General features: G+C 36.6%; 24 protein-coding genes. 1 reads left to right on the top strand and 23 read right to left on the bottom strand.

The window, feature by feature from the left end; genetic code table 11:
• Nucleotides 1-61: 61 nt before the first annotated feature.
• From TSP02S_RS04095 to TSP02S_RS10970, 23 genes are all read right to left on the bottom strand, one after another.
• Complete coding sequence (locus tag TSP02S_RS04095; RefSeq protein WP_041082099.1) at nucleotides 62-3,031, bottom strand: CRISPR-associated protein Csx11; 2,970 nt, start codon at nucleotides 3,029-3,031, stop codon at nucleotides 62-64.
• Between the two features lie 156 nt (nucleotides 3,032-3,187).
• Entirely contained in the window at nucleotides 3,188-3,406 is a 219-nt protein-coding gene (locus TSP02S_RS04090) for a type IV toxin-antitoxin system AbiEi family antitoxin domain-containing protein (protein WP_171816319.1), read from the bottom strand.
• A gap of 17 nt (nucleotides 3,407-3,423) precedes the next feature.
• On the bottom strand, nucleotides 3,424-4,335 hold the full coding sequence (locus tag TSP02S_RS04085) for an RAMP superfamily CRISPR-associated protein (RefSeq protein WP_041082095.1): 912 nt from the start codon (nucleotides 4,333-4,335) through the stop codon (nucleotides 3,424-3,426).
• Nucleotides 4,325-5,323: a type III-B CRISPR module RAMP protein Cmr1 gene (gene cmr1 / locus TSP02S_RS04080; RefSeq protein ID WP_041082093.1), complete on the bottom strand. Its 999-nt coding sequence runs from the start codon at nucleotides 5,321-5,323 to the stop codon at nucleotides 4,325-4,327. The genes TSP02S_RS04085 and cmr1 (TSP02S_RS04080) overlap by 11 nt, the downstream gene beginning before the upstream one ends.
• On the bottom strand, nucleotides 5,316-6,191 hold the full coding sequence (locus tag TSP02S_RS04075) for a hypothetical protein (RefSeq protein ID WP_041082091.1): 876 nt from the start codon (nucleotides 6,189-6,191) through the stop codon (nucleotides 5,316-5,318). The genes cmr1 (TSP02S_RS04080) and TSP02S_RS04075 overlap by 8 nt, the downstream gene beginning before the upstream one ends.
• A gap of 5 nt (nucleotides 6,192-6,196) precedes the next feature.
• The gene (locus TSP02S_RS04070; RefSeq protein ID WP_041082089.1) at nucleotides 6,197-6,565 is read right to left on the bottom strand and encodes a hypothetical protein; all 369 of its coding nucleotides are present in this window, start codon (nucleotides 6,563-6,565) and stop codon (nucleotides 6,197-6,199) included.
• Between the two features lie 3 nt (nucleotides 6,566-6,568).
• On the bottom strand, nucleotides 6,569-7,414 hold the full coding sequence (gene cmr4 / locus TSP02S_RS04065) for a type III-B CRISPR module RAMP protein Cmr4 (protein ID WP_198407765.1): 846 nt from the start codon (nucleotides 7,412-7,414) through the stop codon (nucleotides 6,569-6,571).
• Nucleotides 7,415-7,611: 197 nt separating this feature from the next.
• Complete coding sequence (locus TSP02S_RS04060) at nucleotides 7,612-8,511, bottom strand: hypothetical protein (RefSeq protein WP_041082086.1); 900 nt, start codon at nucleotides 8,509-8,511, stop codon at nucleotides 7,612-7,614.
• Between the two features lie 22 nt (nucleotides 8,512-8,533).
• Complete coding sequence (rmuC, locus tag TSP02S_RS04055) at nucleotides 8,534-9,763, bottom strand: DNA recombination protein RmuC (protein WP_052465306.1); 1,230 nt, start codon at nucleotides 9,761-9,763, stop codon at nucleotides 8,534-8,536.
• 47 nt (nucleotides 9,764-9,810) lie between these two features.
• Nucleotides 9,811-10,473, bottom strand: a complete 663-nt coding sequence (locus TSP02S_RS04050) for a macro domain-containing protein (RefSeq protein WP_232503766.1) — start codon at nucleotides 10,471-10,473, stop codon at nucleotides 9,811-9,813.
• On the bottom strand, nucleotides 10,370-10,588 hold the full coding sequence (locus TSP02S_RS11215; RefSeq protein ID WP_408645541.1) for a DarT ssDNA thymidine ADP-ribosyltransferase family protein: 219 nt from the start codon (nucleotides 10,586-10,588) through the stop codon (nucleotides 10,370-10,372). The genes TSP02S_RS04050 and TSP02S_RS11215 overlap by 104 nt, the downstream gene beginning before the upstream one ends.
• A 230-nt stretch (nucleotides 10,589-10,818) precedes the next feature.
• Nucleotides 10,819-11,727, bottom strand: a complete 909-nt coding sequence (locus TSP02S_RS04045; RefSeq protein ID WP_041082084.1) for an RAMP superfamily CRISPR-associated protein — start codon at nucleotides 11,725-11,727, stop codon at nucleotides 10,819-10,821.
• A gap of 6 nt (nucleotides 11,728-11,733) precedes the next feature.
• Complete coding sequence (locus TSP02S_RS04040; RefSeq protein WP_041082082.1) at nucleotides 11,734-12,129, bottom strand: hypothetical protein; 396 nt, start codon at nucleotides 12,127-12,129, stop codon at nucleotides 11,734-11,736.
• Nucleotides 12,122-13,021, bottom strand: a complete 900-nt coding sequence (gene cmr4 / locus TSP02S_RS04035) for a type III-B CRISPR module RAMP protein Cmr4 (protein WP_232503764.1) — start codon at nucleotides 13,019-13,021, stop codon at nucleotides 12,122-12,124. The genes TSP02S_RS04040 and cmr4 (TSP02S_RS04035) overlap by 8 nt, the downstream gene beginning before the upstream one ends.
• A gap of 76 nt (nucleotides 13,022-13,097) precedes the next feature.
• Nucleotides 13,098-16,043: a CRISPR-associated protein Csx11 gene (locus TSP02S_RS04030; RefSeq protein WP_232503763.1), complete on the bottom strand. Its 2,946-nt coding sequence runs from the start codon at nucleotides 16,041-16,043 to the stop codon at nucleotides 13,098-13,100.
• Nucleotides 16,030-17,115, bottom strand: a complete 1,086-nt coding sequence (locus tag TSP02S_RS04025) for an RAMP superfamily CRISPR-associated protein (protein ID WP_041082077.1) — start codon at nucleotides 17,113-17,115, stop codon at nucleotides 16,030-16,032. Before TSP02S_RS04025 ends, TSP02S_RS04030 begins: the two co-directional genes overlap by 14 nt.
• An 11-nt stretch (nucleotides 17,116-17,126) precedes the next feature.
• Nucleotides 17,127-18,341 (bottom strand): type III-B CRISPR module RAMP protein Cmr1, encoded by a 1,215-nt coding sequence (cmr1, locus tag TSP02S_RS04020; RefSeq protein ID WP_269763784.1) that lies wholly within the window; start codon nucleotides 18,339-18,341, stop codon nucleotides 17,127-17,129.
• 187 nt (nucleotides 18,342-18,528) lie between these two features.
• Entirely contained in the window at nucleotides 18,529-19,254 is a 726-nt protein-coding gene (locus tag TSP02S_RS04015; protein ID WP_198407763.1) for an ATP-binding protein, read from the bottom strand.
• Between the two features lie 68 nt (nucleotides 19,255-19,322).
• Complete coding sequence (locus TSP02S_RS11085; RefSeq protein ID WP_198407762.1) at nucleotides 19,323-19,496, bottom strand: hypothetical protein; 174 nt, start codon at nucleotides 19,494-19,496, stop codon at nucleotides 19,323-19,325.
• Between the two features lie 172 nt (nucleotides 19,497-19,668).
• On the bottom strand, nucleotides 19,669-23,598 hold the full coding sequence (locus tag TSP02S_RS04010; protein ID WP_232503762.1) for an AAA domain-containing protein: 3,930 nt from the start codon (nucleotides 23,596-23,598) through the stop codon (nucleotides 19,669-19,671).
• Between the two features lie 198 nt (nucleotides 23,599-23,796).
• Nucleotides 23,797-24,135, bottom strand: a complete 339-nt coding sequence (locus TSP02S_RS11110) for a glycosyltransferase family protein (protein ID WP_052465305.1) — start codon at nucleotides 24,133-24,135, stop codon at nucleotides 23,797-23,799.
• Nucleotides 24,136-24,257: 122 nt separating this feature from the next.
• Nucleotides 24,258-24,617: a glycosyltransferase family protein gene (locus tag TSP02S_RS11105; protein ID WP_052465304.1), complete on the bottom strand. Its 360-nt coding sequence runs from the start codon at nucleotides 24,615-24,617 to the stop codon at nucleotides 24,258-24,260.
• 21 nt (nucleotides 24,618-24,638) lie between these two features.
• The gene (locus tag TSP02S_RS10970) at nucleotides 24,639-24,827 is read right to left on the bottom strand and encodes a hypothetical protein (protein WP_144380721.1); all 189 of its coding nucleotides are present in this window, start codon (nucleotides 24,825-24,827) and stop codon (nucleotides 24,639-24,641) included.
• A gap of 304 nt (nucleotides 24,828-25,131) precedes the next feature.
• Between TSP02S_RS10970 and TSP02S_RS04000 the strand changes: the two genes are divergently transcribed.
• Nucleotides 25,132-26,526: an ATP-binding protein gene (locus TSP02S_RS04000; RefSeq protein ID WP_041082073.1), complete on the top strand. Its 1,395-nt coding sequence runs from the start codon at nucleotides 25,132-25,134 to the stop codon at nucleotides 26,524-26,526.
• Nucleotides 26,527-26,986 lie beyond the last annotated feature (460 nt).

The raw sequence follows: 26,986 nt of genomic DNA, 5'->3' as shown, positions 1-26,986 counted from the left end.
TAAGATGAAATACCATAGCAAGATGAACAAATCAGGTTACCTTAGAGCTTTGAACTTGATTCTACGCAAGTGTTCTTCTAAAGAGGTTTATAGTATCAAGCAAAAGACCATTACAGGCTGATTTCAAAAGAAGCCGTTTTGTTTCATCTCTCAATTTATCCCATTTATCACTAAAGGCATCTTTTAGGGTTGCTTGTGCAAATTTTGTGAATACATCTTCTTTGCCTTTTGCATCTCTCCATTCTCTGATCTTTAAAGTGAGAGTCTCTTCAATAAAGTGTATCTGCGAGCTGGTTAGATCCGTTAAAACATCCCACAGCTCGAGTATTTCAGAAATTTCGTAAAAATAATACGGTCTTTTTGTGAAGAGTCTATAGATCTCATCTGCTCTTTTTACCTTCTCTTCTTCCGAATAAGCTATATTGTATCTGTCTGTATTTCCCAAAAGTAGATCGAAGTCGAAATATCCTGGATAGAGATAGAAGATCTTTTCTTTAGAGATTGTGTTCAGATCGTCTATGGTGTATTTTTTACCATTTTCTATAGAGTCTACAGGATAAAAACCATAGAACTCATCGTGTCTTTTAATATTCCACCATGGATACATTGCCACTTGTTTTTTGAATTCTTCGCCCTCCAGCATTCTACTTTCTGCATCGAGAAGTAAATAAAGAGGGAATTTTCTTTTTGCCACAAGAAGCTTGATATTCAAAGGAAGCTTTCCTATAACTCTTTTAAACATTTCGTTGTATAGCTCTGTAACCAGAGATATGATCTTCATCGAATCTTGTGCGGGAACTATTAATCGAAGTGAAAGCGGAGATTTGTTTATTTCGATCAAAGGATCGTATTCTTCCTCAGAGATTTTGACAACTTGTAAGTGTTCACCACTTTTTATCAAATTCCCCGAATTCTTTGAATCTTCTTCTGGCTCGATATGTCCTATCCCATCTTTCTTCAGAACTGATTTTATCGCTTCCAGACCAGTTTTATCCTCGAATCTGTACTTTTCGAGTGATTCAATTGTGTAAAATTCTCCATTTTTGTTGTGAAAGACCAAAAAATCAGGTGGATTCAAATTTTCCATTCGAACTATATACGGAGTTTCTGGTTCAATCTGCTTTCCAAGTTTGGAAAATTCATTCGTATCTATAGTGAATTTCACCCTATTCCATTTGGTACTATAAACTGTATTCTTTATCTTTTCGACCACCAGATTTAGAAACTCTTCTGTTTCGTGCCATATTCTATAGAGTCTGGCAGAGGACGAGTTTTGGGTGAAAAGAAAAGTAGCCAAATTTTCTCTGGTGAGTTGGTCAGTTCCTATACGCTCTTTGATATTATTCAAATGTCCATCAAGCTCATCCTTACTTAAATTGATTTCCTCAAAAAATGTGCTCAATATTTCAGCGGCAGTTTTATTGTCATTATTACTTCTGGCTTCAAAAAACATGTCTAATGCTTTGTAGATTGTTTCTTTGTTTGGAGACAACAAGAAAGAAAAATCTTTTTTCTTCTGCTCCAGGTATTTTATTTTTTCAAGTTTTTCATCTATGTTCTCTTTTACTCTTTCTGGATCCTTTGCTTTCTTCATTCCTTCAATCTCTTTTCTTAGATTCTTGATTTCATCTTCTATTTCATTTAACTTTTCTTTCTGCGTTTTATATAACTTTGATCTTTCTTTATTCAACCAATCTTCAAACGTCTGCGAATAAATGGTTCCTACCATTGTTCCATCGAGCCATTTATCGAGGAAAAAATTCAAAGATATCAAAGCAATTTTGTTGTTTTTATCTGCAACTTCGTCTATCCATATAGTTTCTTTCCTGCTTGAAAGCCATTTTGAAAGCCTTCCCTTCCTTCTTTCGTTGCATACTTCGCATCGATTCTTCTCTTTGATCATCGGTCTGATACCACAAACAGGACATACACTCTCTCTAACAGTAAAAGATGGAAGAACGGGGTTTTCCAAATGTCTTTCCTTATCTTCAGCAAATAATACGGGCGTCATCTTTGGGATCTCTCTCTTCTCAGAGGCGAACTTCAACATATTAGAAATGACTGTAAGAGTTGTAACTGCCTTACTCAATTTGAAAAATGGCCACAGTTCGTTCTGAGTTTCTTTATAAATCGTTTCCAGGGCAATTTTTGCGCACTCTTCTGCAAGGTCACCTACCTTTTCCAGATCTGGGAAAGTGAAATAGATTCCGTTCGTGTCTTCAAAGACCACATTACCTATAGGAATTTCCTCCTCGAAGATTTTCTTTAACTCTTTCTTGAGATTTTCTATCACATCGTTTCTTGATTCAATTTCCGCCACCTTTTTTCCTTTGTTTATGAACCCCACTCCATTCCAGCAAATACCAAAGATTCTCCATTTCAAGTTTTTACAGGTAAAATATCCTCCACAGACCTTTCCAGCCAAGAGAGATTTAAACAAAGATGCTGTTGAATAAGAATGATCCCACAAAGTGACATCGTTTGAAGGAATTCTTGTTTCCCCAAGCGCACGAGAGAATGAGGTTTTGAGAGTGTCAATCAAAGTGTTTCTCAAATAATGACATGCATAATTTTTGAAGAGTTCAATCAGGTTATTCTGAATATCATCGAATCTCTTTTGAAGACAGTTCAGATCTATTTTCTCTTTTGGATGCCCAAACGGCGAAGAAATCCATGTGCTATCCAAGGACTGTTTTCTCCTTACAATACCCTTGTCGTCAGCAGAGTCTTTCTTGTCACATTTCTCTAAACACTTTAATAAATTATTCGTTGGATCATGATGAAATCTGATGGCATCGTATATCGACATACTTTCAGTGTTTATCTTTATATTTATGCGTTTGAAAAAATCAATTAGTTCTGCTTTCATAAGCTGATCTATATCTCTGGCATGGTGAGACAGTCCTTTTATATCCTCTATCGACTGTGTCTTGATAAAATGAGGATGAAGCTTCCCAATATCATGAAGTAACGCCCCGATTTCTCCAATCAATATCATCTCTCTTTTCTTTTTAATCATTTCAATATGCATAGTTTTCACCCCTTGAAGTACAACGGATGAATTATCTTTTTCCTGAGCACGGGTAGCAATATTCTTTCATTCTTAGCTTTTGTTATATCCAACTTTATTTTGGTTCTATTTTCACTTCTCTGCATAAACTGAAAATATTTGTTTCTGTTATTCTTACTATCTTGTAATCAATTCCAAAAATTTCAAGGGTTTGTTCTTTCTTCCTTTTTCAGCGCCAAGAGGAACAATCATATATTTACCCTTTTCTATTCTTTCAACCCATCCTTGTTTTTCAAGACGGCTCAAAATTACCCATAAAGTTTTTCTTGAAATATTGAATGTCTCAACCACTTCCTCAAAGGTAAAAGTATTACCCCTTTTTGCAAGGCGATCCAACAGGTTGATTCTCACTTTTATACACCATCATTAACAATATTGTTGTGTTTGGTGTACAATATTGAGAAGATCCCTTTTTTGTCTTCGGGATAAATTTCTACGTTTTCTTCTTTCAGTTCCTCAATTACCCCGAAACCAGACGTCTTTTTTGCCGAAAATCCATAGGTATAAAACATGAGTTTCAATGCTTCAGTAAGAAAATTCAAATCTTCTTCTATCTGTTCTTTCCTAAAATCCCTCCCTCTGGGATAAGGAACGTACAGAAGATAGAACTCGCCTTTACTGCCTGCTTTCACAACTTCAATTAATATTGGACCTCTGGCTGGTGTTCTGGTATCTCTTTTAAGCGGAGTGATGACGTCTTTATCTGAATCTTCTTCAAAAAACGTTGGAAAAAAATAGAGCCTTCCTTTCAATTTTTCTTCGTCTTCATTTTCTGAACCAAAGAGACGATTTATAATTTCTTTTTTGTTTTGACAATCAACTCTTTCGGCAGCAAATCTCAAATGACCTTTCCACGTGGAGGGCCTAATCATTGGAAGATTTGTGAATTTATCTCTGACAATCGGATTATCGAAGATTTTTCCATCGATGATGTGAAACTCTCCTTCATCTTTGCTGGTGTATGGTTTTTTGAGGGTGAAGGTGATTTTAATCAATACGGAACCATTGGGAAGAGATGCTAAATCTTCTTTTTTGGGGTAAAAGACGTGGATATTTTTATTCTTAGATTCATTCTCGATATTTTGTTTCTCTTTAGCCAGCGGGACAATGAATATTTCTTCCAAATACAGTTTTTTCTTTTTATCAGAATTCATGTTTTGCCGTTCTTCTTTTTTTCTTCTATCATTGATAGAATCTTTCTTTTTTTTGTCCCATTCATTGAAATCTTTTATGTTTGCCTTTGATAAAAAATAATCATGTATCATTTTGATCCCCCCGGTACATTTCATCCAGGGCTTCCTCGCCCTTTAAAAGTTTCCACCCATTCTCTTTTCCCCAGACATTTTTGAGTCGATCTCTAATGGTTTCAAAATCTATCCCCCTATCTGGATTAATAAAACCAAATGTTCTGGGAGAAGTTTTGAAGCTGAAGATCTTCTTACTCTCTTTTTGAGAACCAGCAAGCCATTTGGAGATAGCATCATTTTGGTTGGATAATTGATTTGCTTGAATTTTGGGTTCTTTCCTTCCCAAAACATTGTTGTATGTGCTGATACTACAGCATTGACGAGCAAGATATTTTCCTTTGACACACCAAAAATTCTTGATAGAAACCCATTTTGGATTTTCTTGATCTGTGCGGTTTCTTGGAAAGCTTTTCACGTATTTTTCTAAATTTTCTTTTGATGAAGTACTCAGTTTCGATTCTATGATTTCTATTAATCCAAAATCTAAATGATGAGGTGCATTTTCCCTTCCACTTTCATCTGAAGGTTTCAACACAGTTTTGCCGCCAATTGCTCCATATTCAGCTATAAAATGAAGCGTTGAATTGAGAAGTGCCCATTCTTCATTGCTAACTTCTTTTAAAGGTATGAATTTGAAAATCAATTCTTCGTCTGATTCTATGGGACTTAACTTAATTTTTCCATCCTTATCTAAGATACGCAACACGAACTTTTTTGACCATCCCGTACAACCAAAAAATTGGCAGACTAGGCATATCTGTTCATTCAACGCTTCTTGTTCAGATTTGCCTTTTTTCAGAGCCTCTTTAAATTTCATCTGGTCAAGCGAACATCTATCGCCTGAAGTCGGATCACATGCATATCCTCCCAATCCTCTAACCAGTGCTTCGTACCACCATCTTAAACTTCCAATGATTCCGGTTTCCTTCAGAGTGTTGTTTTCCCCTTTTGCATCACCTGTCCATATACGTGTCAATGCCTTTATCTTTACAACGTATTCATTCATTCCCACTCACCTCTAAGATACCATCCCATCTCACTTTGAATTTTTTAGGTTCCGCTAAAACCGTTCCTGGTACAAAGTAATATTCAGGAATTGATATGACAGCTCCCGGTTTACAACCACCGTTTTCTTTCTCTGGTGAATTTGGATCGTAATATCCCCTCCCAGTGAGAAGCTCTATATCTCCCTTGAACTTCAAATTTTTCTCATACTTCAAATGGGCAGGAAGAGGCTTGCTTCTTATTTCCACACTTTCAGGATCATCCCATTCAAAGACTGAAATCTCATTGATCGATTCAAAAACAACATGACCAAAACCATACTTCGATTCTCCACCAAGAATGAATTCCTCTATTATGCCTTCACCTAAAACTATTTCTGTATCTTCTTTTATCCAGACACACCCAGCTATTTTCACATCTTTCGTGTTTCCATCTTCATCCTTGATCTTGTTACTTATAAGCTCAAGCTCATGAAGACTTCCATCTTTTGCAGTTCCGTCAGAATCGATCGCTGTTGAAACAAAACTTCTGATGAACCTGCATTCGAATTCCGATTTACTTACCTCACGGTTGTCGTCTCCATATCTCAATCCATTTTCTGTATAACGTGGAAGATAAACTGTTTTTCCATCATAGACGTAGAAATAAGAAAACCTGAAATTCTTCATAACCTTCACACCAATCTCTTTGTAATTTTCCGCTTTTGGTTTCTCATACAGATATTCTGTTATTCTCTTTGTTATAGCGCCCCAAAAATTTCTTCCAGGAACATAGTAACGTGTGGGAGAAAACACAAACACTTCGAAAGGCATATAGCCTATGTGAAGGGGGCTCTTCAATCTGAAAACGATATCAAGCCTTTTCCACATCTTTTTCACCCGATTTTTGAATGATACAACGCATAAATCAGTATGCGCTCAATGATTCTTTTCATGAAAAGTAATTTATCTATATCTTTTGCGACTTCTGCCAGATTTCTGCAAAAAGCAGCAAAATCTCGACTAAATCTTGCTGAATCATTCAAAAGATATCTTCTTATTTCTGGTTCATTCAACAAACCTGTGAGTTTTTCTCTGACTGTTTTGTCTTTATCCTCAAGCCACAGAAACATTGCATAAACACCATCTTCCTGCAGAACGCCAAGTGCTTTTCTTAAGTTGTTTTCTAATTTTTTCTTCTCGTCACCAGATGAACTCACAATTTCCTGGGCAATTTTCACGCACACAAAATCAAGATTGTGCATTGTTCACACCCCCGAAGATTTTTCTATAGAAGATTCTTTTAGAATTTCCAATCTTCCAAATCCCCTTGTACCCATGCCGCCTATACCAAGATTTTTGAGATAAAGGTCAACAACATTCATCACTATCTTTATTACATCGCCTGAAATAGAATTTCGAGTTCTATCAAGGCAGATTTCAAAACCAAAGATTGTACCTCTTGGTATTGCTTCGTACGTAAAGAGAGCCCTTTCTACCGCAGTTCCGGTATCTTTATCTATTCTCACAGAAGTTCTCACTTCAAGATTGTCGTTTACAATGTGGGAAAAGAGTTTATCTGATACAACAACGATTCTTTTCACCCAATCAACTATTTGGGAAGGAAGAGATTGATTTGTTTCATTTTTCTTAATTTCGAGTAACAACCAACCAAGATTCAACGGCTTTGTTGTATCTATTCCACAAAGTGCCAAAGCTTTATCTCCTAAGTTATCTGAAATTTCATCTTTTACGCCAAACCAGTATCTGAGAAGTTCTTTTGTGGTTATCCATACCGTGCCCTGGATCGAAGAAACAGGAAAGAAGATTATCTGACCATCATAAAAATGTAATGCACCTTTCTTTGTTTCAGTTCCAAACAATTCTTCGATGTTTATATCTTTGAGTTTTTTATCCGCATCACTTTTCTTTTCATCTTCTTCTTTAACAATTTCTGCAAATGCCTTGATCACACCTGCTATAGAAGTTCCTGGTATCTTTGGAACATCCGTTGCAGGATCTCTCACGATCGTGTTGTCAACTCTTCCTAACCTATATCCACCTGTCCCGATGTGAATTGGGTCGAGAGTTCTTGCATAAATTTTACTTAACACCATATTATCCCCCCTTAATTCAAAAGATATAAAATTATAAAACTAATTGTATTATATATCACAATTCTCAATTTTTCAATTTTTTACTCAAATTGTATTACAAATATCTATTGTAATCTCGACATTATCGACAGGCTCGACAAACATCAGATGGGCTCGACAGCAATCTAAGGATACCATCGACAAGAGGTTTATGACTATAAATGCCGTCCATACTTTTCAATCGCCTTTTTTTCAAACCAATTTACAAAATCCAAGAACCTACCTCCTTCTTTTATTCTACTTATAACTTCTAACGCATCAATAAAAAGAAGATACGCATACCTGGAGAAGTATATTCCCAATCTTTTCACTCTATAATTTGATGGCATGCCATCAATACCTCCGATCGTGTAGAGAATATAGTAGCCTATTAACTGGTTAAAATAATCTCTTGTCAAATCGAGCTTTTTTGTGGTTTTTATATCTATTATTGCATCGTCTATAACCAAATCACAGTCTGCTCCACCAACTAATTTGGATGCTTTTCCAAATGTCGGGTTTAATATGCATATTTCCTTTGCTTTGAAATACTCTGGCTTTACTATTGATATCAAATTTTGCAAGTCTTTTATGTCATTCTCATCGACACTGTTTTCATCTAAAAAACCATCTCTATACATTACCTTCGCGCCTTCTCTGTATATTGAATCTACCTGTGCCAATAACAACACAGACTTAAAGAGATCGTGATTCATAATACCTGTGTTGATGTATTCGCTATAAGCTTTCTTTGCATATTGAATTATCTCCTTAATTTTCTTCTCAATGTTATCAATTTCTTCAATATCAATGAACACACCGGATGCCGATATCAGTAACAAGGAATAAAAGTCATCACAAACCCGTTCACTAATCCAGCGATGTTCTATGGCATCAGGATTTAATCGCTTTACATAAAAACGTAGTAGATAATCAAAAGCAGTGCCCAAAAGTGCATAATTGTTCGTCAAAGGATGTGCTAATAATTCAGCCTGGAGTTTAAATTGTGGTTCTTCGAAAACCCGCTCAAATGCATTTTTCACATCTTTATCTTTCAAGAATGACGTTAAACTCATACAATTCACCCCCTGCAAATTATCAATAATTTTGTTCAACATCTTCGCTTGTTTTGGCAATTTCATCTGGCTTATTCATTTGCATGGTTTGCATTGAAACAAGATCACCGCTTGCGATCGATTTGCCCTTTGATGTTAATGTCTTTATTTCATCACTGGCATTGGAAATAGACCTTAATGCCCTGTCCATAGATCCAATTTTTCTCTCTATTTCTCCAAGGATTTTCAACAAAACTTCCACCATTTGTCTGTATTTTCCTGCTTCATCTTGCCTTGTGCTGAAATATCTTGCCTCAAGATAATGCGCAACAGCAAAGATTTCCCTGTAAGAACACAGAAAAACATTGTGCTCTTTCCCTATTGCAACCAATTCCGGAGCGATATCAAGTACTGTGGAAGGTACTACCATGATACAGCTGTCTATTGTATTGGGCTGATTGCAGTATTTTTTAATATTTTCTATTTCTTTCATTATTTTCTGAACAATCTGTTTTTTCACCTGTTCTCGATTATCTGGTTTCTCTTCATACTCTTCAGCCAGAGAGAAAATCTCCGGGAACTTCGAGTCAATCGGAATGTATTTTCCATCTCCCAAATTCCAGGCAAATTCCACATTCATTGAATTTATAGAAAGATTCTTGACGACTTTTCCAACTTTTATTGTTTCACTCAGAGCATCACTCAAGAGCATCTCTCCAACATTTCCTCTGGTTTTGGTTCCAGAAACCGTGTGTATGAAATTTTCCATGATTCTTCTCATGTCTTTTAGTTCTGCATCACGGCGCTTTTCTATTTCTTCTCTTGTAGTACCCTGCTGCAAAAGAAATTTCTCGGTTGATGCTCTCTGTTCATCGGTAAAACGTTTCATATTTTCAACAAGTTCCATTATTCTTTTTTCTTTTTCCTCATCAATTTTCAGCATCTTGCTGGAAACTTCCTCAAAAATATGTCTCATACTTTCCATGAAATCTTCCATTCTTTTATCGCGCTCAAGACTCAATTTCTTTTCACTTTCTTTAATCTCTTCATATCTTGCTTTGAGGTCTGCCACAAGAGCAGAAAGATTGTTTAATGTGTTCAAGTGAGAAGAAAAGGTTCCCTGTTGTCGGCTAAGCTCAGAAAGTTGTTCCAAAAGGGGTTTTAACGACGACTGAATATCTTTCTGGCTTTCACTTTTAGCAACCGACTGCCCAATGAAATATCCTATGATAAACCCAAAAAACACTCCCAAAATTACTAAAAGGAGGCTCATAATATTCCCCCTATTCATGTAAAACCTTCGATCATTTTTTGCATTATTTATTGTTCGTCCAGCAGAAATTTTTGCGAAAGTTGGGCATCTGGAATACGTTGTTCTAAAGGTAGATACACTTGTACAGGTATATCAAGTTGCTGCAAATACCTGCACATCAATGGTCCAACAGTCGCCCACTCCAGACCACCAAGACCACAACCAAGCGCTGGAACAGCTAATGATTGTATACCTTCTTTTTTATAATTTTTAACAATCCAATTTAATCCAGATTCTATTCCTTCAAGATCTGCCATATTTTTCCAGTGACTTTTAGTAGCAAAAAGCAAAAACCACGTCTGATGATTGAGATTCGGCAATTTCTCCCCTTCGTCAGCCAAAAGCGAATCCAGTGACGACTCTCTTTTGTACAAATATGGTTTACCGAGTCCAAGTTCTCCGGTTTTACAAACATCTTGATACCTCACGTAAACATCGGGGAATTGGTATTTTACCCTAGAAGCAAGCCCTTTCCCCATAACGCCAACTGTGTTTACGCTTACAGTGAGTGTCTGCATCCTTGAAAAAAACATATCGCTCTCGACCAGCGACAGTTTTTCGGTCAGTTCAATCTTTCGAGTAGGCAGGAAAAACAACGTGGGATCTGGTATGATCGATATGTCTCTTGCTGAAATAATGCTGATGTATAGATTGCCTCTCAATTTCTGCATGGGACAAAATTCCTCTTTGAAAAATAGATGGCACGTTATCAACATGTGTAATGTAATACAATCCTCGCAATTTTGGAAGAGTTGGCACAATTTTACCTCCGATTTCCTTTATCATACGGTGTCTACTATCTGTTCTTTGATCAAATGAAAATTCTGATTATTTTTAACATGAGCTTTTGAATCTACGATCAATTATAGCAATTCTTTTTTACCAATCATACTAAAAGTACAGATATGACATAATTATTATTTACTAAATCTTCACTTTTCTTATCTTAGCAGTTTTTCATTTATGGTCAGACAGAGCAGATAAGAAAGGACTTTGATATACCAAATGATAATATGTTATAGTTTGCCTTCTGTCGTGTTTTCATATTTCCAAATTCCTAAATCTGCCACTTCGAAGGTAACAGTATTTTCTTCTACGATAGAGCCTGGTACCCAGCAAAGGCCATGAGAAGCGATATTTTTTCCTGCCCCCTTGCTCTGGTTCCATTCTCTTCCCATGAAAATTTCTATCTCACCTTTCATTTTCAAATCTGGAACATATTCAACATGAGCCCACACTGGCTTTCCCTTTGGTATGGTCACATTTATAGATTTCTCGCCACTCCACTCACCATAGAACTCTTCTGCTTCTAACTTCGGATTGCTTATCTTTCTCATCTCTGATAACTCTACCTGCCCAAATCCGTATTTTCTCTCACCACCTATTTGTAAAAATTGCATTAGCTCGGAAAGTCTCAATTGAACACCTTCGTACCTGAATGAAAGATCATTACCTTGCTCGGAAAAATTCTCAAGTCTTACCCATAATAATCCTTTGAGAAACAGAGGAGAGGAATCATCCATACCGCGAGGATTTATATATTCAAGGTGATGCAGAGTCTCTTCATCTGCTGATAAAGAATATGCATCTATAGCGGTCGTCGATATAGAGCAAACGTATTTTTTCTCAAATTCGTGCAAGTGCATTTGCCCCAGTTTCAAACCTTCCTCTGTGTATTGTGGAATAAAAAGCTCTTTACCATCTGAAAGGCAAAGATATCCAAACCTCATTTGTTCTTTTAGAAACTGCCCTGCTTTTTCATAATTACTCGTACCTGTCTCCTGCACAAGTCTCACTGTCAGAGCACCCCAAAAGGTCCTTGCAGGAACATAGAGTCTTGTTCGCATGAGGTGCAAGATTTTATGGTATCCAATGTGCAACGGTGATTTCAGCCGAAAGACCAGAGAATAAAGTCCCCATCCCATGCTTCTTCACTCACTTTGAGTACTTGTTTCCTTCACCAGAGCTTTAGCATGATATCTTGAATATATCAAAGTTTTTTCCACAATCTCGACTGCAAGTATCAAATCATGTATATTCTCTGAAAGCTTACTTAGTTTTGAAAGCTCATTTTCGGTTGAATTGTCCAAAACTTCAATCTCATGAAGCATTTTTATGATATTCTCAAGAATTTTTCCTGCTTTACTTTCTGCTTTACAGAACAGACCAAACGAATACAGTCCTTGCTGCTGAAGAACACCCAGTGCTTTAGTTATAAGATTCTGAACCTCTTTTGGATCGTATTCACTCGTCATCTCACTGATGATACCAATGCTATATTTTGCACAGATCTGATCGATATTTTCACTCCTTGGTCTTTCATGCATTTCCACTCACTCCCTCAAGATTCAACACCTTCATTCTTCCCATGCCACGCGTGTTCATACCACCTATCCCCAGTACTTCAAAAAGCTTTAATCCCTTCTCCACTTGATTCTTCACCCAGTTTGCATCAACTTCTCCTCCGTTTTCTGTTCTCAGAACCTCATCACCGACCCCGAAATATTTGCCGGAATTGTATGTGACGTCAAATTTTAAAATAGTGCCACGCGGTATCGCTTCATAGGTGAAGAGGGCTTTTTCTTCAGCAGTTCCAGTGTCGGGGTCTATGCTCACTGATGTTCTCACTTCAAGGTTGCTGTTCACAATCTTTGAAAACAGAGCGTCTGAAACAAGAGCAATTCTCTGTTTTATAAATTTTGGTATCGGAACATGGTTGAACAGCTTTTCTTTTATTTCCTTAAGCTCATTAGGTTCATTTTCTGCTTTTTTTAACAAGATCCAACCGAAGTTGAGTTTTTCTATAGTTCCTAACTCGTCTCCCAGAGAATAAAACTCGTTTTCCAACGGATTGTTAACTTCGTATGTTTCCAGTGCCAAAGGAGAAGTCACCCATACAGGGCCTATCATTGACGCAACGGGAAAAAGGAATATATGAGCGTCAAAAAATTGTGCAAGTCCCTGCAAGCTGTTTCCAGAACCTTTAGAAAAACCGTATGGAATGCACACAGGACATGCAGGATTCACCATTCCACAATGTCTTTCACCACCTTCTCTCCCTCTTCCCACACAGGAATATTCGCGATCATCTTTTTTCCACTTGTACTTTCCTGTTACAAGCGCAGTGTACGCTCTGGTAGGTCCACTTATACTCGTTCCTGGTATTTTTGGAAGTTTTGTAGCAGGATCCCGTATTATGGAGAGATCAACCCTTTCCAATCTTGTTCCACCTGTGCCAACGTGTATCGGATCGATAGACATCGCGTAATAGGTCTTCTGTTCATAGAGATTCATTTCAATCCCCCTTTCCTACTTTTTCTTTTCTAACTTGGAGATTCCAATAAAGACATAGTTCAAACAGTTCATCTTTGATTGCTTTCTTCAGAAATTCGAATTCATTTGAAGAACGATCGAGCCCAAGTATGTTGATGAGATTCGATTCCAAAAAATATTCAGAAGTTTTTTCATCGTACTTTTTTATTTTTTCAAATTCTCCCCAGAAATTATAGAGCTGCGAAACAGTCCAACTTCCCGATTTCAATTTATCTACCACGAATTTCCACAAACATTGAATGGTATGGATGTCATCTATAAATCCAAAGTTCTCATCCACAAAAAACCTATCTGAAGATTCTTCTATATAACACAGCTTGAAGTAGGAAGGTTCTATTTTTAATTTGTCCCCTTTCTTCATCTTCTTGACGTGAACAACATAATCTCCATTACCTGTGTAATCGAAAGAGAGATCTCTATCTTGAAGTTTATCAGGAATCCTTAGATATGGATACCACAAGTCTTCTACTCCTGGGTCTTTTGTAGAATGCGAGATAATCCAGCTCAAGGGAATATCTCTTCCATCAGTCTGCAATTTAAGTTTTCTGCACTTTCCTAGCTCTTGATCCTCAATATCTTCCACATCTAACACTTTGGCTTCTATTGTTTTCGACATCTCAAACCCTTTTAACAACCTCTTTGCGGCATCCATAACGATGTAAAGAGGTGTCCTCCTGTGGAAAGCAATGATCCCAAGGTGGAGTGGCAATCTGTCTCTCACTTTGGAGAATTGTTTTTCGTATTCCATAAGGATCTTTTCCGTTATACTGAGGGCTTCATATGCAGGAACGAGTACCATGAACTGATCCGGAAAATCGTAGATTTCTATATAAGGGAGATAATCTTGAAACTCATCATTAGCTGGCTTTGCTTCAATGATTTTGAAATCTTTCCAATTTTTCTCTTCTTCTGTTTTCAGTTTTATATCTTGCCCGGAGAGTGTTTTTGCTATTTCCTCGACAGTTTTTCCAAACTTGTTCAAAATCTCGAGATTTGTAGTACTTATGAAGATACTTCTTGTATCATCGATACAAACGGGACTGAATCTTGCGCCGTTTACAATTACGTCACATGTCGAATTCTTTGGAATCGATGGATTTGGGGAAATTACAAGTTTGATTCGTTTTGTTCTTGGATCCGAAACCCCGAAAGTATTTCTTATTATTCCAAAGACCTCATCAATGAATTCTTGAGTTGTTAACCATATGCGCCTTAAGCGGGCAAACGAAGGATGTTTTCTAAAAAGCAGCTTGACAAGATATCTTGCTTTTTCTTTGTTATCCACAAGATTTAGAGCATATCCAGTAGCATCTCTTTCGGCAATAGGATGCCAGAACTTGTTGAAATCATTTATCTTTGTGTCAACAAATGATTTCAAAAGTTCCTCCCCATCTCTATTAAGTTTAGGATTTTTGAACATATCTTGAAACTCTCTTTCTAAATCTTCTATTTCGTGAATTCCTATCTTCGAACATAAAGTGCTGTTTTTGTTCTTCCATTCCACAAAAGTTGTTGAGGTCAATGTATCCAACATTTCGCCAGAGAGCCATTTGTTTAAATTGAATTTTCCGACGATCATAGCGATACGGTCGTTACCATCTGATACTTCGTCTATCCATATTGTTGCTTTTGGATCTTTATTCCAAACTTCCGCTCTATTCTCGTATCGCTCATTGCATACTTTGCACCTATCGCCTTTTTCAAGTTTCATTCTGATACCACAAACCGGGCATTTTTCAAGGACAAATTTATTTTCGTGATTTTCATTTATCACGGTATTTCTCCAATGTTCTGCACCACTAGTATATGAAAAAGAAATTTTTCCTAAAGCTTTCACTCTTTCATTGGCAATAACAGTCATACTTCTGCTATTTCTTGAGATGCCAGCGTGAAGGCTAACATCGAAACTGAGGCTGTTGAGAAAAGTTTCCATTATTTCTTTTAAAAATTCATCAATTTTCTCAAAGACTGGACAGGAAAAGTAAATACCAGTTCCATCTCTATAAATTTCATTACCAAATGAGTAGTCATATTCAACGAACTTTTTGATTTCGTTGAAAAGATTTTCTGTTTGACTTCGGTATCCTAAAATATCTCCTATTTTCAGCCCTTTGGAAAGTAACCCGGGAATATCCAGGTTTACTGAAAATACCGTCCATTTAGATTTACTTTGTGGTTCATACCAGCCATCCACGAGCATTTTGGCAAGGTTGGATTTCATCAGAGATGCGATCGAATAAGCGTAATCATAAAGAGAGATCTCATTGATAGGTCTTCTGGTTTCACCAATGGTTTTTGGGTAATATTTTGCGACAGTTGAAAGAAACTTTCGGTAGTTCTCGTAGGAAATCTGTTGATTTGTCGCAATTTCTGCGAAAATATCGTTCAGAATCTGATAAAGTTCTTCGAACAATTGCCTCTTTAAGTCCGGATTTTTCAGCAGTTCTATTTCTTTTTCATAACCAAAAACTGTGGAACGAAATGTGTAGTCTTTTCTTTGTTTATTCTCCAATATACCAGCCAGCGACTTGTCTATACCAGATACTATTCCATGAGCATCTGCCAATATCTGGCAAAGTCCATACGGGCTATCTCTCCAAGTGTGCTTTTGAATGAATTCACAAAAATCATCAACGCCTTTTGTTAACTCTCCAATATTTGCATTTGTATTGAACTTTATAAAGCTTTTTAATCTTTGGTCACTGAGTATCTTGTCCAGCCCTGTACTTTCAAAAAATGCTGGATCAGAACAAATTTTCTGATAATCAAAATTTGGTGAAATGCTTCCATTTTTCACGTGACTCTCGAGAAATTCCTTGGAAAATCTTCCTATCAAATGCAAATACGCCCCTATCTCAGCGAGCAAGATAGGCGTTCTGTTTTTACTTAATGTTTCAAGAATGCTCATCTTCCACACCCCAAATATTCTCTAACTCTTCAAAATTTGAAAATTTTCGAGCAGATAGGAATCCTTTTATCTCCAACCTACCAAAGCGAAGATTATTTTTTGCTTTTCCAAACCCGACCGTTTTTTTGGCAGAAAATCCATATTCGAATATCATAGCCTTGATACCAGTTATGATTTGAGGCAGATCTTCCTGGATTTTATTTCTCAATTCTTCATTGTTGCTTCCAAGCCAGTGATATGGCACGTAAAGCAATCTGAACATACCCTTTGCTCCCTCTGGAACAATTTCAAAATAGATGGGATTTTTACCTGTTTTTGTCTTTCTATCGTGCGGATTAATGATCATAAGCTCAGCTTTGTTCCAGAAAGTAGGGTAGAAATAAAGCATTCCTTGAACGTGGATATCCTCTGCCTTAGCATAATCTCCAAACTTCTCTATCAGTTTCTTTCTATAGATTTCCTTTGCATCTGGACACATCCTGTCTAGATACTCTGTCCATCCCTTTGGTATACTTTCCCATCCCTTTTCTGTCCCAAAAAGCAATGTATGGCGAAACCTTATCTCTGCAAATTCCCTTGGATTGTTTTTTCTACTTTCGAGCCATTTTTTCATCATTGCCCAGCGCAGATTACCCTTCCAAGTAGTAGCAAGAGTGACAGGAATTGAAAAAACAATGTCCTTTTTCACGGGATTATCGATGATGTAAAACGGTACATCGTCTCTCGAGAGAAATGGTTTCTCCAGTTCTATCTGAAACTCAAGAATCCAACTCCCCTTTGGTAGAAGGGCAATATCTGCTTCCGGGTCCATGCCAAGCGTTTTCATCTCTTCCAATCTGCATGAAATGTGTTGATCGTAAAGTTTAGAAGAATGCAAGATTGCTTTTAAGCCGGATGATATTGTTCTATTTCCAGATCGTGCGTAATTAAGGCTGTTCGGGTAGGCTGTGGAGAGAAGCAAGATTCTTTGATACACATCCGTTATATCGTTGTATTTTCCAGAACCAATGGTGAGTTGATCGACATCTTGTTCATTTTCAACTTTATATTGAGCGTAGAAATCGTGACACATCATCTATCCCCCTACAATAAACTCTTGACAAAGCCATCGAAGTTTTCTTCTTTCTTAAAAGTATCTCTTTCTGAGTTATACTCTCGCCACACAACGAGTTTGTGATCTGACGTTTGATTACCAAATAGTGCGTGAAAATTTCCGCCGTTCAACGCACTTTTGAGATTGTCCAGAAACCGATCTTTTTGAAAACCTTGAATCTTAGGGTAAGAAGGTATCCATCCCCATATTCTGACTTCCCAAAGATTATTATCAACAACATAAGCGCAGGAAATGTTTATCTTTGAAGCACATCTATCTATGACTTCCTCTTTTTTGAATTTTTGATTGCAATTTCGACATTTATAAGTTTCATTTTCCTGAGGCACTATGTCATAGTCATAACATTGTGGACACACTGTCTTACTGGTACCAAACAACCAGTTTTCTAAACCTCTTGCTCTATTATTGTGTTGCCAGGTTTGCCTCCCATTACCATATCTCAACCAGTTTTTGATCACCGGAGCTATGGGTAAGAAATTGTTATTAAGACATTCTTCTATCACTTTTTTTCTTATTTCTTTTTCAAATCTATTTTTACCTGATTTATCTATTAATCCATCAACTTTTTCCCACCAATTGTTGCTTGCTTTGAACTGAATCTTTGCAAAGAACATTTCTTTGAGATTTGGTAAACTGAGGTTATTTAATTCCTGACGTTTTCTTTCTCTAGAAAGATCTTCAAGGGCTTTCTTAAATTTATCAAAATCAGCATTTGATGAACTTGCCACTTCAACAACGCCATATCCAAGTTGTGTTTTTGCGCCGATACCTCCCCATTTAGAAGCAACAAGTAATGGCACCAATACGAAGTTTTCATCAAATTTTTCGTCGAGAGGAATGATTTCCATTTTCAATCCTCCGACTATCGCGGGGCCAAAAAACCAACCGCGTGAACGCCCAGATGGTTTTACGTTTATTGCCCCATTCCCTGGAAAAGAGATTTTCCTTCCTCCATTTATCTCCAATCTGAAAAGCCTTCTTCTCCCTGTGGCACCAAAAATCAAGCAAGAGGAGCAATATTTTTCATCATCAGGGCATCTTGAGTCACCAGTAGGATCACACGCAAATTCATTCATTCCTCTGAGAAGTGCTTCTGTCCACCAGCGAAGAGATCCAACAATACCTGTTGATTGAATAGTATCGCTCTTTGAATCAATATCACCAGTCCAAATTGGAGTTTTTATTTGTAAGTTAATCTTTACACCCCCACGGTCGAAATCGGAAAAATACTTATCATTTATATTATAAACATTTTTCGTTTTGTTGTCAAATAAAACTGACCAATTATTTTCACCAAACTTATATATACAAAGCAATCGTCATAACAGAAAGTCCAGAATCAAAATTCGCCGATTGGCAAAAAGTTTAAAGTCAATCAGAATCGAGCAAAAAAAGATAAGCAGGTAAAGCTTTTATTTTCAAACCATTCCAAGAAAGTTTGGTGTATAAATCCCAGGTTATGAGGTATCTTTCAACCGTAGGGTATGGGAATTCCACAAAGCCTTTTAGTTCTCTTTCTTTTATCTCAGATTCTTTTGAAACATACGAGACATTGTACAATACCAGATCATTTTGCTTTTTGCACACAAAATCAACTTCGTTTTTTTCTTCCCAATAGAATATCTCCTCGTACATATTTCTTAATTTCAGATATATTGCATTTTCCAATAACCTCCCACGATCAGGGCTGGAAGAAGGATATATCGTATTTCTTAGTCCTGTGTCTATCAAATAATACTTAACGGGACTTTTGATGGTTTTTTTCAATGAATAATCGAACTTAGGAACTTCGAAACAAAAGTAGGCAGATTCCAGATAGGAAATATAGGTAGATATTGTACTTGTAGAAGATTTTTCTTCAAAAATGTTTTCAAAATATCTCTGCATCTTTCTAATTGAAAATTTGTTACCTATATTTTGAGCGATGAATTTTGACAGTGCTTTTAGAAGCTTTGTATTTTCTACACTATATCTTGCTACTATATCTTTAAGAATGATATCCTCTGCGTATTGAGAAAGAATTCTGTCGACAACCTGTCCTTTTTCTATGTTCATAACTACCTCAGGAAAACCACCGTATACGAGATAATCCTTCAAAAGGGAAAGATAAATGTTCTTCCCAGAGATCAGTTTAAGCTTATCTGGAAAGTTATAACCCCTTGCAGTTACATATTCGTTGATTTTCCTGCCCTACGTGGTCCTTTTATCACAATAACACCGTGATAATCTTTAAAAGACCTCACTTTTTGAATACATTCTCTTGAAACTATCTTGGTCTTTCTTGCATTTCCCCACAGGTTCCACCTTAAGAGAACTGCCAGTATTTCATCACGTGTCACATAAAACAACCTCCAGATGCTCATTTTTTCACTCATTATAATATATTGACCCTCTGTTAGGTCAAATTTTCATTATTTTGACCTAAAGCAAGGTCAAAACTTGTCGATCTAAATTATTCGATCTTTTTGAAATACCACAACTTCTTCTGTTCAGAAGAATTTCTCCCGACTTTCAAACTGATATATCTTCAATCACTTTATTTGAATTCATGTACCACTCCAAAGTCCAGATTCTTTTCAGTGGCCATCCAAGACGTTCAAGAACTTTGAATTTTAAAACTTCTCTATCGAAAGCATCGCTGATCATCATATGATCTTTGCCGTCATGGATGAATCCCATTAGATACTTCTTTGAATCCTTAGAATCTTTTATCACAATATCTATCCGGCACAATCCCAATCCTACATTGACATCGGTCAAAATCCCTTTCTCGTTGAGCTTTGAAGCTACAATATTTGGCAGGATATCATTACATTCTTCTTTAAATGCATTGGCGCTTAATTTGCAGCCTCTTTCGGCATATTCTATATAATTCTTCAGTGCCATAGCACCACGATTATCGGGTTTTATTTCAGAGAGATCCGATGATTTTAAGCTGGTAACCAGGATGATCTGATAACGTGCCCTTGTAACAAGAACGTTCAGTCTTCTCCAACCTGATTCGTAATTCAGCGGACCAAAATTGTACGAGATCTTTCCAGATGGCGACTGAGCATAACCAACACTGATGATAATAGTATCTCTCTCATCACCTTGGACATTTTCGAGAGATTTTATAAAGAACGGTTCATTTGATGGTGCAAAAACAATGTCGAACAAATGTGGATACTTTTCGAGAGCTTTGTAAAGAAGATCTTCTATTAGATTTCTTTGAGAGATATTCATTGTTACAACTCCCAGTGAACGCTCAGGGTGCTTATTGAGATGTTCGATCACAATATCTACAACCTTCTGAGCTTCAATTGGATTTGTTCTGCTCTTTGCACGATCCCATACTCCGTTAACATATACCAGTCTTACTCCTTGATCGTCACTATTGCTATTAATAGACGGGAATGTTATCAAGGGATTGTCACCGTAAAAATAATAGTTTGAAAATGCTATTAAACGTTCATCCCGGCTACGATAGTGCCATTTTAAGTAGCCATTACTGAAAACGTGAGGTGAAGCTATGCAATCATCCAAAAACGATTCAAGAGGTTTGAATTCATCGTCGGTATCTTCTAATTCATAATATGATTTGAAAAAGGTTGTTGGTGGGAGTTGCTTAGGATCACCTGCTACAACAATCTGTTTTCCTCTGACTATTGCAGGTATCGCCTCTGGAGTCATCAGCTGCGATGCTTCATCAAAGATGACAATATCAAAATAAAAAGCATACTTTTTCAAATCTAAAAAAGAAGCAACAGAGATAGGGCTCATAAAGATACACGGTTTGAGATATCTAAAAACATCCGATGTTTCCTGAAATAATCTTCTGATAGGTTTGTGCCTGCGTTTTTTCTGAATTTCTCTCATCAGAATTCGTATTTGCTGTGTGAATTCATTAGGAAGATTTAATATATTTCTTATTCTCAGCGAGGTAGTTGATTTTATGTACTTTGTCCAATCTTGTCTGAGTTTTTCTTCGGTCTCTCTGAGCTTTAGGATAGTCCTTTCATGAATTTCCTTGGAAAATCCCTTAAGGTAAACATTTTGAGAACATATACTTCCCACCCATTGTTTGTAGAAATTTTTTTCAAAGATCTTTCTAATGTTTTTCAGGTTATCTTTGTTATCCTTGATAACCCTCTCGATGAAAGATATCAGATTCAATTCTTCCAATTTTTGCACTATTTCTTGAAAACGAACCCATTCATGAAGTCTTGTTTCATTTTCTAACAATTGCTTGATTTTGTCCAACAGTTTATCGATATTTAGTTCAAAAACAGACTTGGAATTTGCAAAACCATTAGGCCAGAGCTTTTCCAGGTCATGCATGACTTTTTTTAAAGTAAGATCTTCTACGATCTTCAACGCCTTCAAAATTAACTCCTTAATGCCATCATCAATGATAAGATCAGATTGAATGAATCTTTCTGGATTTCTAACCAGCTTGGTTATTTCAAAGGCTATTTCCATTTCTTTCAGAGTTATTTTGAGCCTTTTCAGATCAGATCCCACGTTGATATAAGTGTTTAAGAAATTCTCTTGTTCAATGATTTTCCTCTTGCTATCAAGAACCATTTTTGTATGAAAATAAAGATTTCTGATCTGCTCAAAGTTGTGGGGATAATTTAGCTTTGTGTTGACATATCTCATCCATTTCCAGTACGATGGTTTGAGAATCCGTGTCCATTTGTTGTAAACGCACTCCACTGGGCTGAGTAATTCTGCTAATTCTTCTACAGACTTTGAAGTATGTTCGGCACATATTTTCGATAGGGAGCTAAAGTCATCGATCGCTTTGAAATAATCTCTCAAAACTCGAAGAATTTTTTCAAATTTCTCCTGGCTCATGCGGAACCATTCAATTGAAAAAACATCAACTTGTGTCAATGAATTTAAAGTTTTAGCCATTTCTTGCAGGATTTTGAAATTTAACTCGTCGACATTGGAAAACCCGATTTTTTCTAATATCTGCTTCAAATCTTCCAGATTCACCTTTACATATTCAACGAATTCTATTACCTTTGCAGGATAAGGAAGTAAATTGTTTTGGAATTGGAATCCATTCCAAGGATGTTGATCCATCTTTGTATACATATCTGAGAAGTCTTCTAATAAGGTCAAGATTTGCAAATACTCTTCAAGTTGTTTTTTCGGAACCTCAGTTATTCTTGAAAACGGCAAAGGATGTATCATGCCAGGGGAATCTTTCATCTGTTCTAATCTCAAAATTGCATCGTAAACAGATATACCCAGCGGATAATCTGTCCAATGAAGCGCTTTGAGAGAATTGTCCAGGTAGTTTTTCAAGTCTTTAAAATGTTCAATAAGCTTTTCTGGTCGTTCAAAAGGCTGCTCGGTTTGAATTTGATCAATCGTTTTCTTCAAATCCGAGATCAATTCAACCTTTGCTTTCCTGGTGCTGTGAACTTCCAAACAGAATCTATCCAGGCCGATATTTTTCAATCTTTCATAAACCACATCCAACGCCGCCTTTTTTGCACTCACAAAAAGTACAGTCTTTCCACATATCAAAGCATCTGCAATGATGTTGACAATCGTTTGACTCTTGCCAGTACCAGGAGGACCATGTACGACAAGATTTTCACCATTTCTTACCCGTCGGAGAATATCAATTTGACTTGAATCAGCTTCTAAAACAGGTACTAATGGTATTGACTGTACTACTTTTTTGGATTCATTTTGACGTGGCATTCCTGCCAATGACTCTATGATTGGATGGCTTCTGATTTCGCTGTTTTGTATGATATTTTCCAAGTCATTGCGTATCACAATTGTTTCCGGGTTCAGGTTTAAAAGCCAAGATTGTGGTAAGATCCTCCAATCAGTGTATTGTTTGAGTAAATTTTCTATATAGTGAATAATCTCCTTAAGATCTATTTTCTCTGTTTGGGGAAAAGGTATCTTGTATTTCTCACGGAACAATAGCTCTAAAATAGGATTGAGTTGGGTCTCTTCCTCAAGGGCATTTATTTTGAATGCAGAGTATGGTCCTTTTCTTGTAAGTTCGCAGGGAGTCAATATTATTGGAAAAGACAAATATGGAACAAGAAATTCTGGATCTTTCAATTTGAGTACTCCAAAAGTTATAAACAAAGAGACAATTCCTTTTTCTTCAATTGAAGTCTTTGAAAGCATGTGAAGTCTTTTTATTTTTTTCTCGAGCTCTTTTGTATAAATTTCAAATTGAATGTCTCCCTGGTCTTTAAGAACATACTCATCATTCTCGTAATCATAAACAACAAAGGGCAAATTCAACTCTTTGCCTCTTTCAACCAGGATGTCAAAAAGATTGAACATATCAGGATCTTTCACCAATAATTTCGAAACATTCGCTTGATCTACAGCAAGTAAAGGATTGTTAGCACTCAGATTCAACAATCGATCTTGCCAAACTCTTATTTGTTTAATGACAGCTTGCGATATCTCCAAATGGACCCCCCCCACGAATCTTTTTATACAGTCTTTGAATATTTTACCTTGAAACCACGGTACAATGGCGACTGTACATAGAAAAATATATATTCCCTAAATTTTCAAGATAAATCCCAAAAACTCATCTTTTTTGCCCAAGTTAACACAAATCTTTCTTGGTACTTCTTTATATTCTCGACTAATTCATTATAACCTTCATAAGCTTTCAATCTTCTCTACCGACTCATCCACATTTTTAGGATCTATAACCACTCCAACTTTATAACTTTCAACCTCTCTCGCCATAGATAAAAACGTATTTTTCACAATCACAGGCACGCCAGCTGCAAGTGAATCGTAGTATTTATTTGGTAAAGCAAATATATAGTTTTTGTAATCATAACCTATGGTATTGTACAAAATAAGCGAAAAAGCAGACTTTGAAAATTCTTTCATCATCCCATCATATGGCATAAATGCTTTGTATTCATGTGGAATATCGCTAAAAACATCCAAATCCATGCCTATCAACTTGAGTCCAAAGTCCAAATCCATTAGCGATAAGTTTTTTTAAGATCTCTTTCTCGTGGCTGATACCCCTTGGCGTTTTTCCAACTATACATATCTCTTTCTCTTTCCTGTCTGAGAAAAAACACTTTCAGCGTAATTTGGAAACACTAAATGTGGATATCATAGATGACCACCTTCCCTCTCTTCTTTGCCACTTTGAAAGCCTTAACAAGCAGACTTGCCAAGAAATGATGGAAATACACAACATCGTATTCACTATCTCTGATCAAATCAAAGATCACTTTATCGAAAGATATTCTTTTAAAATACTCTAAAATATATTTTGTTTTACCATCCTTTGCATACTTTACAGGCACATATCTAATATTACCTTCAACACATTCTTTCTCGTCTTTATCTGTCAAATATCGGTAAATTACCTCACATCTTTCAGCCAACATCTTTACCGTTCGAAACATCCTTTTGTCGTACTTTGGATGCATGTAGCCTATCACAAGGATTTTCACGAACAATTACCCCAATTTTGTTTATTTTTTAAGTAAATTACCAACTACGTTAGTTATACTCGTGAACAACGAGATAACAAAATGCCAATATGTCTTCTTTGTGAAATTAATTCCTATAACAGTAGTTTCTGATATTCCCAACATAACTGGTCCAAAAACAAGAAATGGGGCTATCCCTAACGCTAATCTGTATTTTCGTGAAACTATCAAAAAGATTATATCCTTAGAAGAGGCAAAGAACCCGTCCACACGCATCCAGTAGGGATGGCTTCATAATCTAACTAAATGTTTCGACGTTGTTGACAACCTCGACAAACACCATACAGGCTCGACAGGTTTTAGAAAATGTTCTCTGTCACCTTTCTCTACTTCAAAAAGTGAACAGTCTGGTTTTTAACACGTATGTTTTTATCGATCATAATCGATAAATTCGTACGATTTTATTTAACATAATCGATAAATTCGAACAATTTGGTATAATAGGTAGTGTAATTAGATATAGGGAGTGATCTGATTGCAAATAGACGAACTTTATATCATGAACCCATGGTGGCGTTCCCAAAAAGAAATACACGTTGATAGACACATCAGTGCTTTTGAGAAAAGCACATTTAGATACTGTCCAGAAAAATTCTTCAGAGAAATCCCAAAGGGAAAACCGGGTATTTACACTATCAGAGGGCCTCGCCAGATAGGAAAAACCACTTTTCTTAAACTCTATATCAAAAAACTGATCGAAGATGGTGTGAAACCGTCTAATATATTCTTTTTCATGTGTGACGGAATAAACGATAGATTCGACCTGATAGAAACTGTGAGGTCTTTCTTTCAAATGTTCGAAGAAAAACCAGGAGAGATCAGATACATCTTCATAGACGAGATAACAGCTATCGAAGACTGGCAAAAATCGTTGAAGTACCTTGTAGATATCGGCTTGCTCGATAATTGCCTTGTTGTTCTCACAGGTTCTTCCGCCTATGACTTGAAAAAATCCAGCGAAAGACTTCCGGGAAGAAAGGGTTACGGTAAAGATCTGGTTTACGCTCCCATCACGTTCGGAGAATTTCTGAGAAGTTCAGGAGTTGACATTAAAAGAAAAACGATAGAAGAAATTCTCACAAGCTCTGTTGATGATCTGAACAGATTATATCTTAAAAACGCTTTTCTGAAAGAGTATTTCTTGAAATATCTGAGCGCAGGTGGTTTTCCCAAGGTAATAGATGATTTTTTGAGAGAAGGCGGAATTACTGAGATGACAAAGAACGTGTATAAAGACTTCATTCTTGGAGATGCGGAAAAGTATCTAAAGGCAAGAACAAATTTGCTGGAAATATTCAGAAAACTTCCAGACATCGTTGGTCAGAGATTTTCCTGGAACTCTCTGGTCGATCTTTTCACAGATGCTGTGAAAAGCGTCGATACGATTCAGAAATACTTCGAATACCTGGGCTACAGTTTCATACTCATGAATGTCTTTTTCGTCGATATCTCCAGAAAGATCATCAGACCCAAAAAACAAAAAAAGACCTACCCAATCGACAAAGTAATCGCCGATATAATATCTGACATCAGCGGAAAAACGATCGGAATTCCACAACTTGTAGAGATGCTAACGCTCAGACATCTTTTGAAAGATTTTGATATTACCCAGAACGGCTTAAATCTCTACGATGGCCCGTTTTTCTGGTATTCAGAGCGGGGAAACGAGATCGATTTCATCTACAACCATGAAGGAACGCTGATACCAGTCGAAGTGAAGTACCAGAACAAGATAAACAAATCTGATTACCTCGGGATGAAAAAGGTGTTCGGCAGAGGAATTCTCATCACACAGGATATCATCTTCAAAGACGATGGGATTGTGGGAATTCCCGCATGGTTGTTTTTTGCTATGATTGAGACCACCTGAAATTTCTCAATGGTGTCGTATGAGATTTTTGAGATGGTTTTTCAAAAAGATTACAAATCTTGTATCCCAGCTATTTTGAAAGCCGAGTGATACAGCGGAATAATTAACTCCAATTTTTGGATACTACTCAAGCCTTCTAACTGTAAATATCCCAGATATTATTTTTCTTTAGTAGCGAGAGATTTGTAATCACCAAAACTCTCATGTGTACCCTCTGATGTGATTTTTATGAAATCAATTTTTCAAAAGAATTCTATCACACAGAGATATAAGAATTTATGCCCAATCCTTCATTGGTGTTATCCTCAACAACATTTTATTTTAACCAACTTGGTACAACTACTTGAAATACTTGCCAATAGAGAACAATCACATATAATTTTTTCATTAGATTCAACTAAGTTTCAAGATAGGCTTGAATAAAGAGTTTATCTTAGAAAAACGATTCTTTTATCGTTGT

It is taken from the genome of Thermotoga profunda AZM34c06 (assembly GCF_000828675.1).
Classification (GTDB): Bacteria; Thermotogota; Thermotogae; order Thermotogales; family DSM-5069; genus Pseudothermotoga_B; species Pseudothermotoga_B profunda.
The sequence above is the reverse complement of the archived record's forward strand: the minus strand, read 5'-3'. Positions and strand labels throughout refer to the sequence as shown.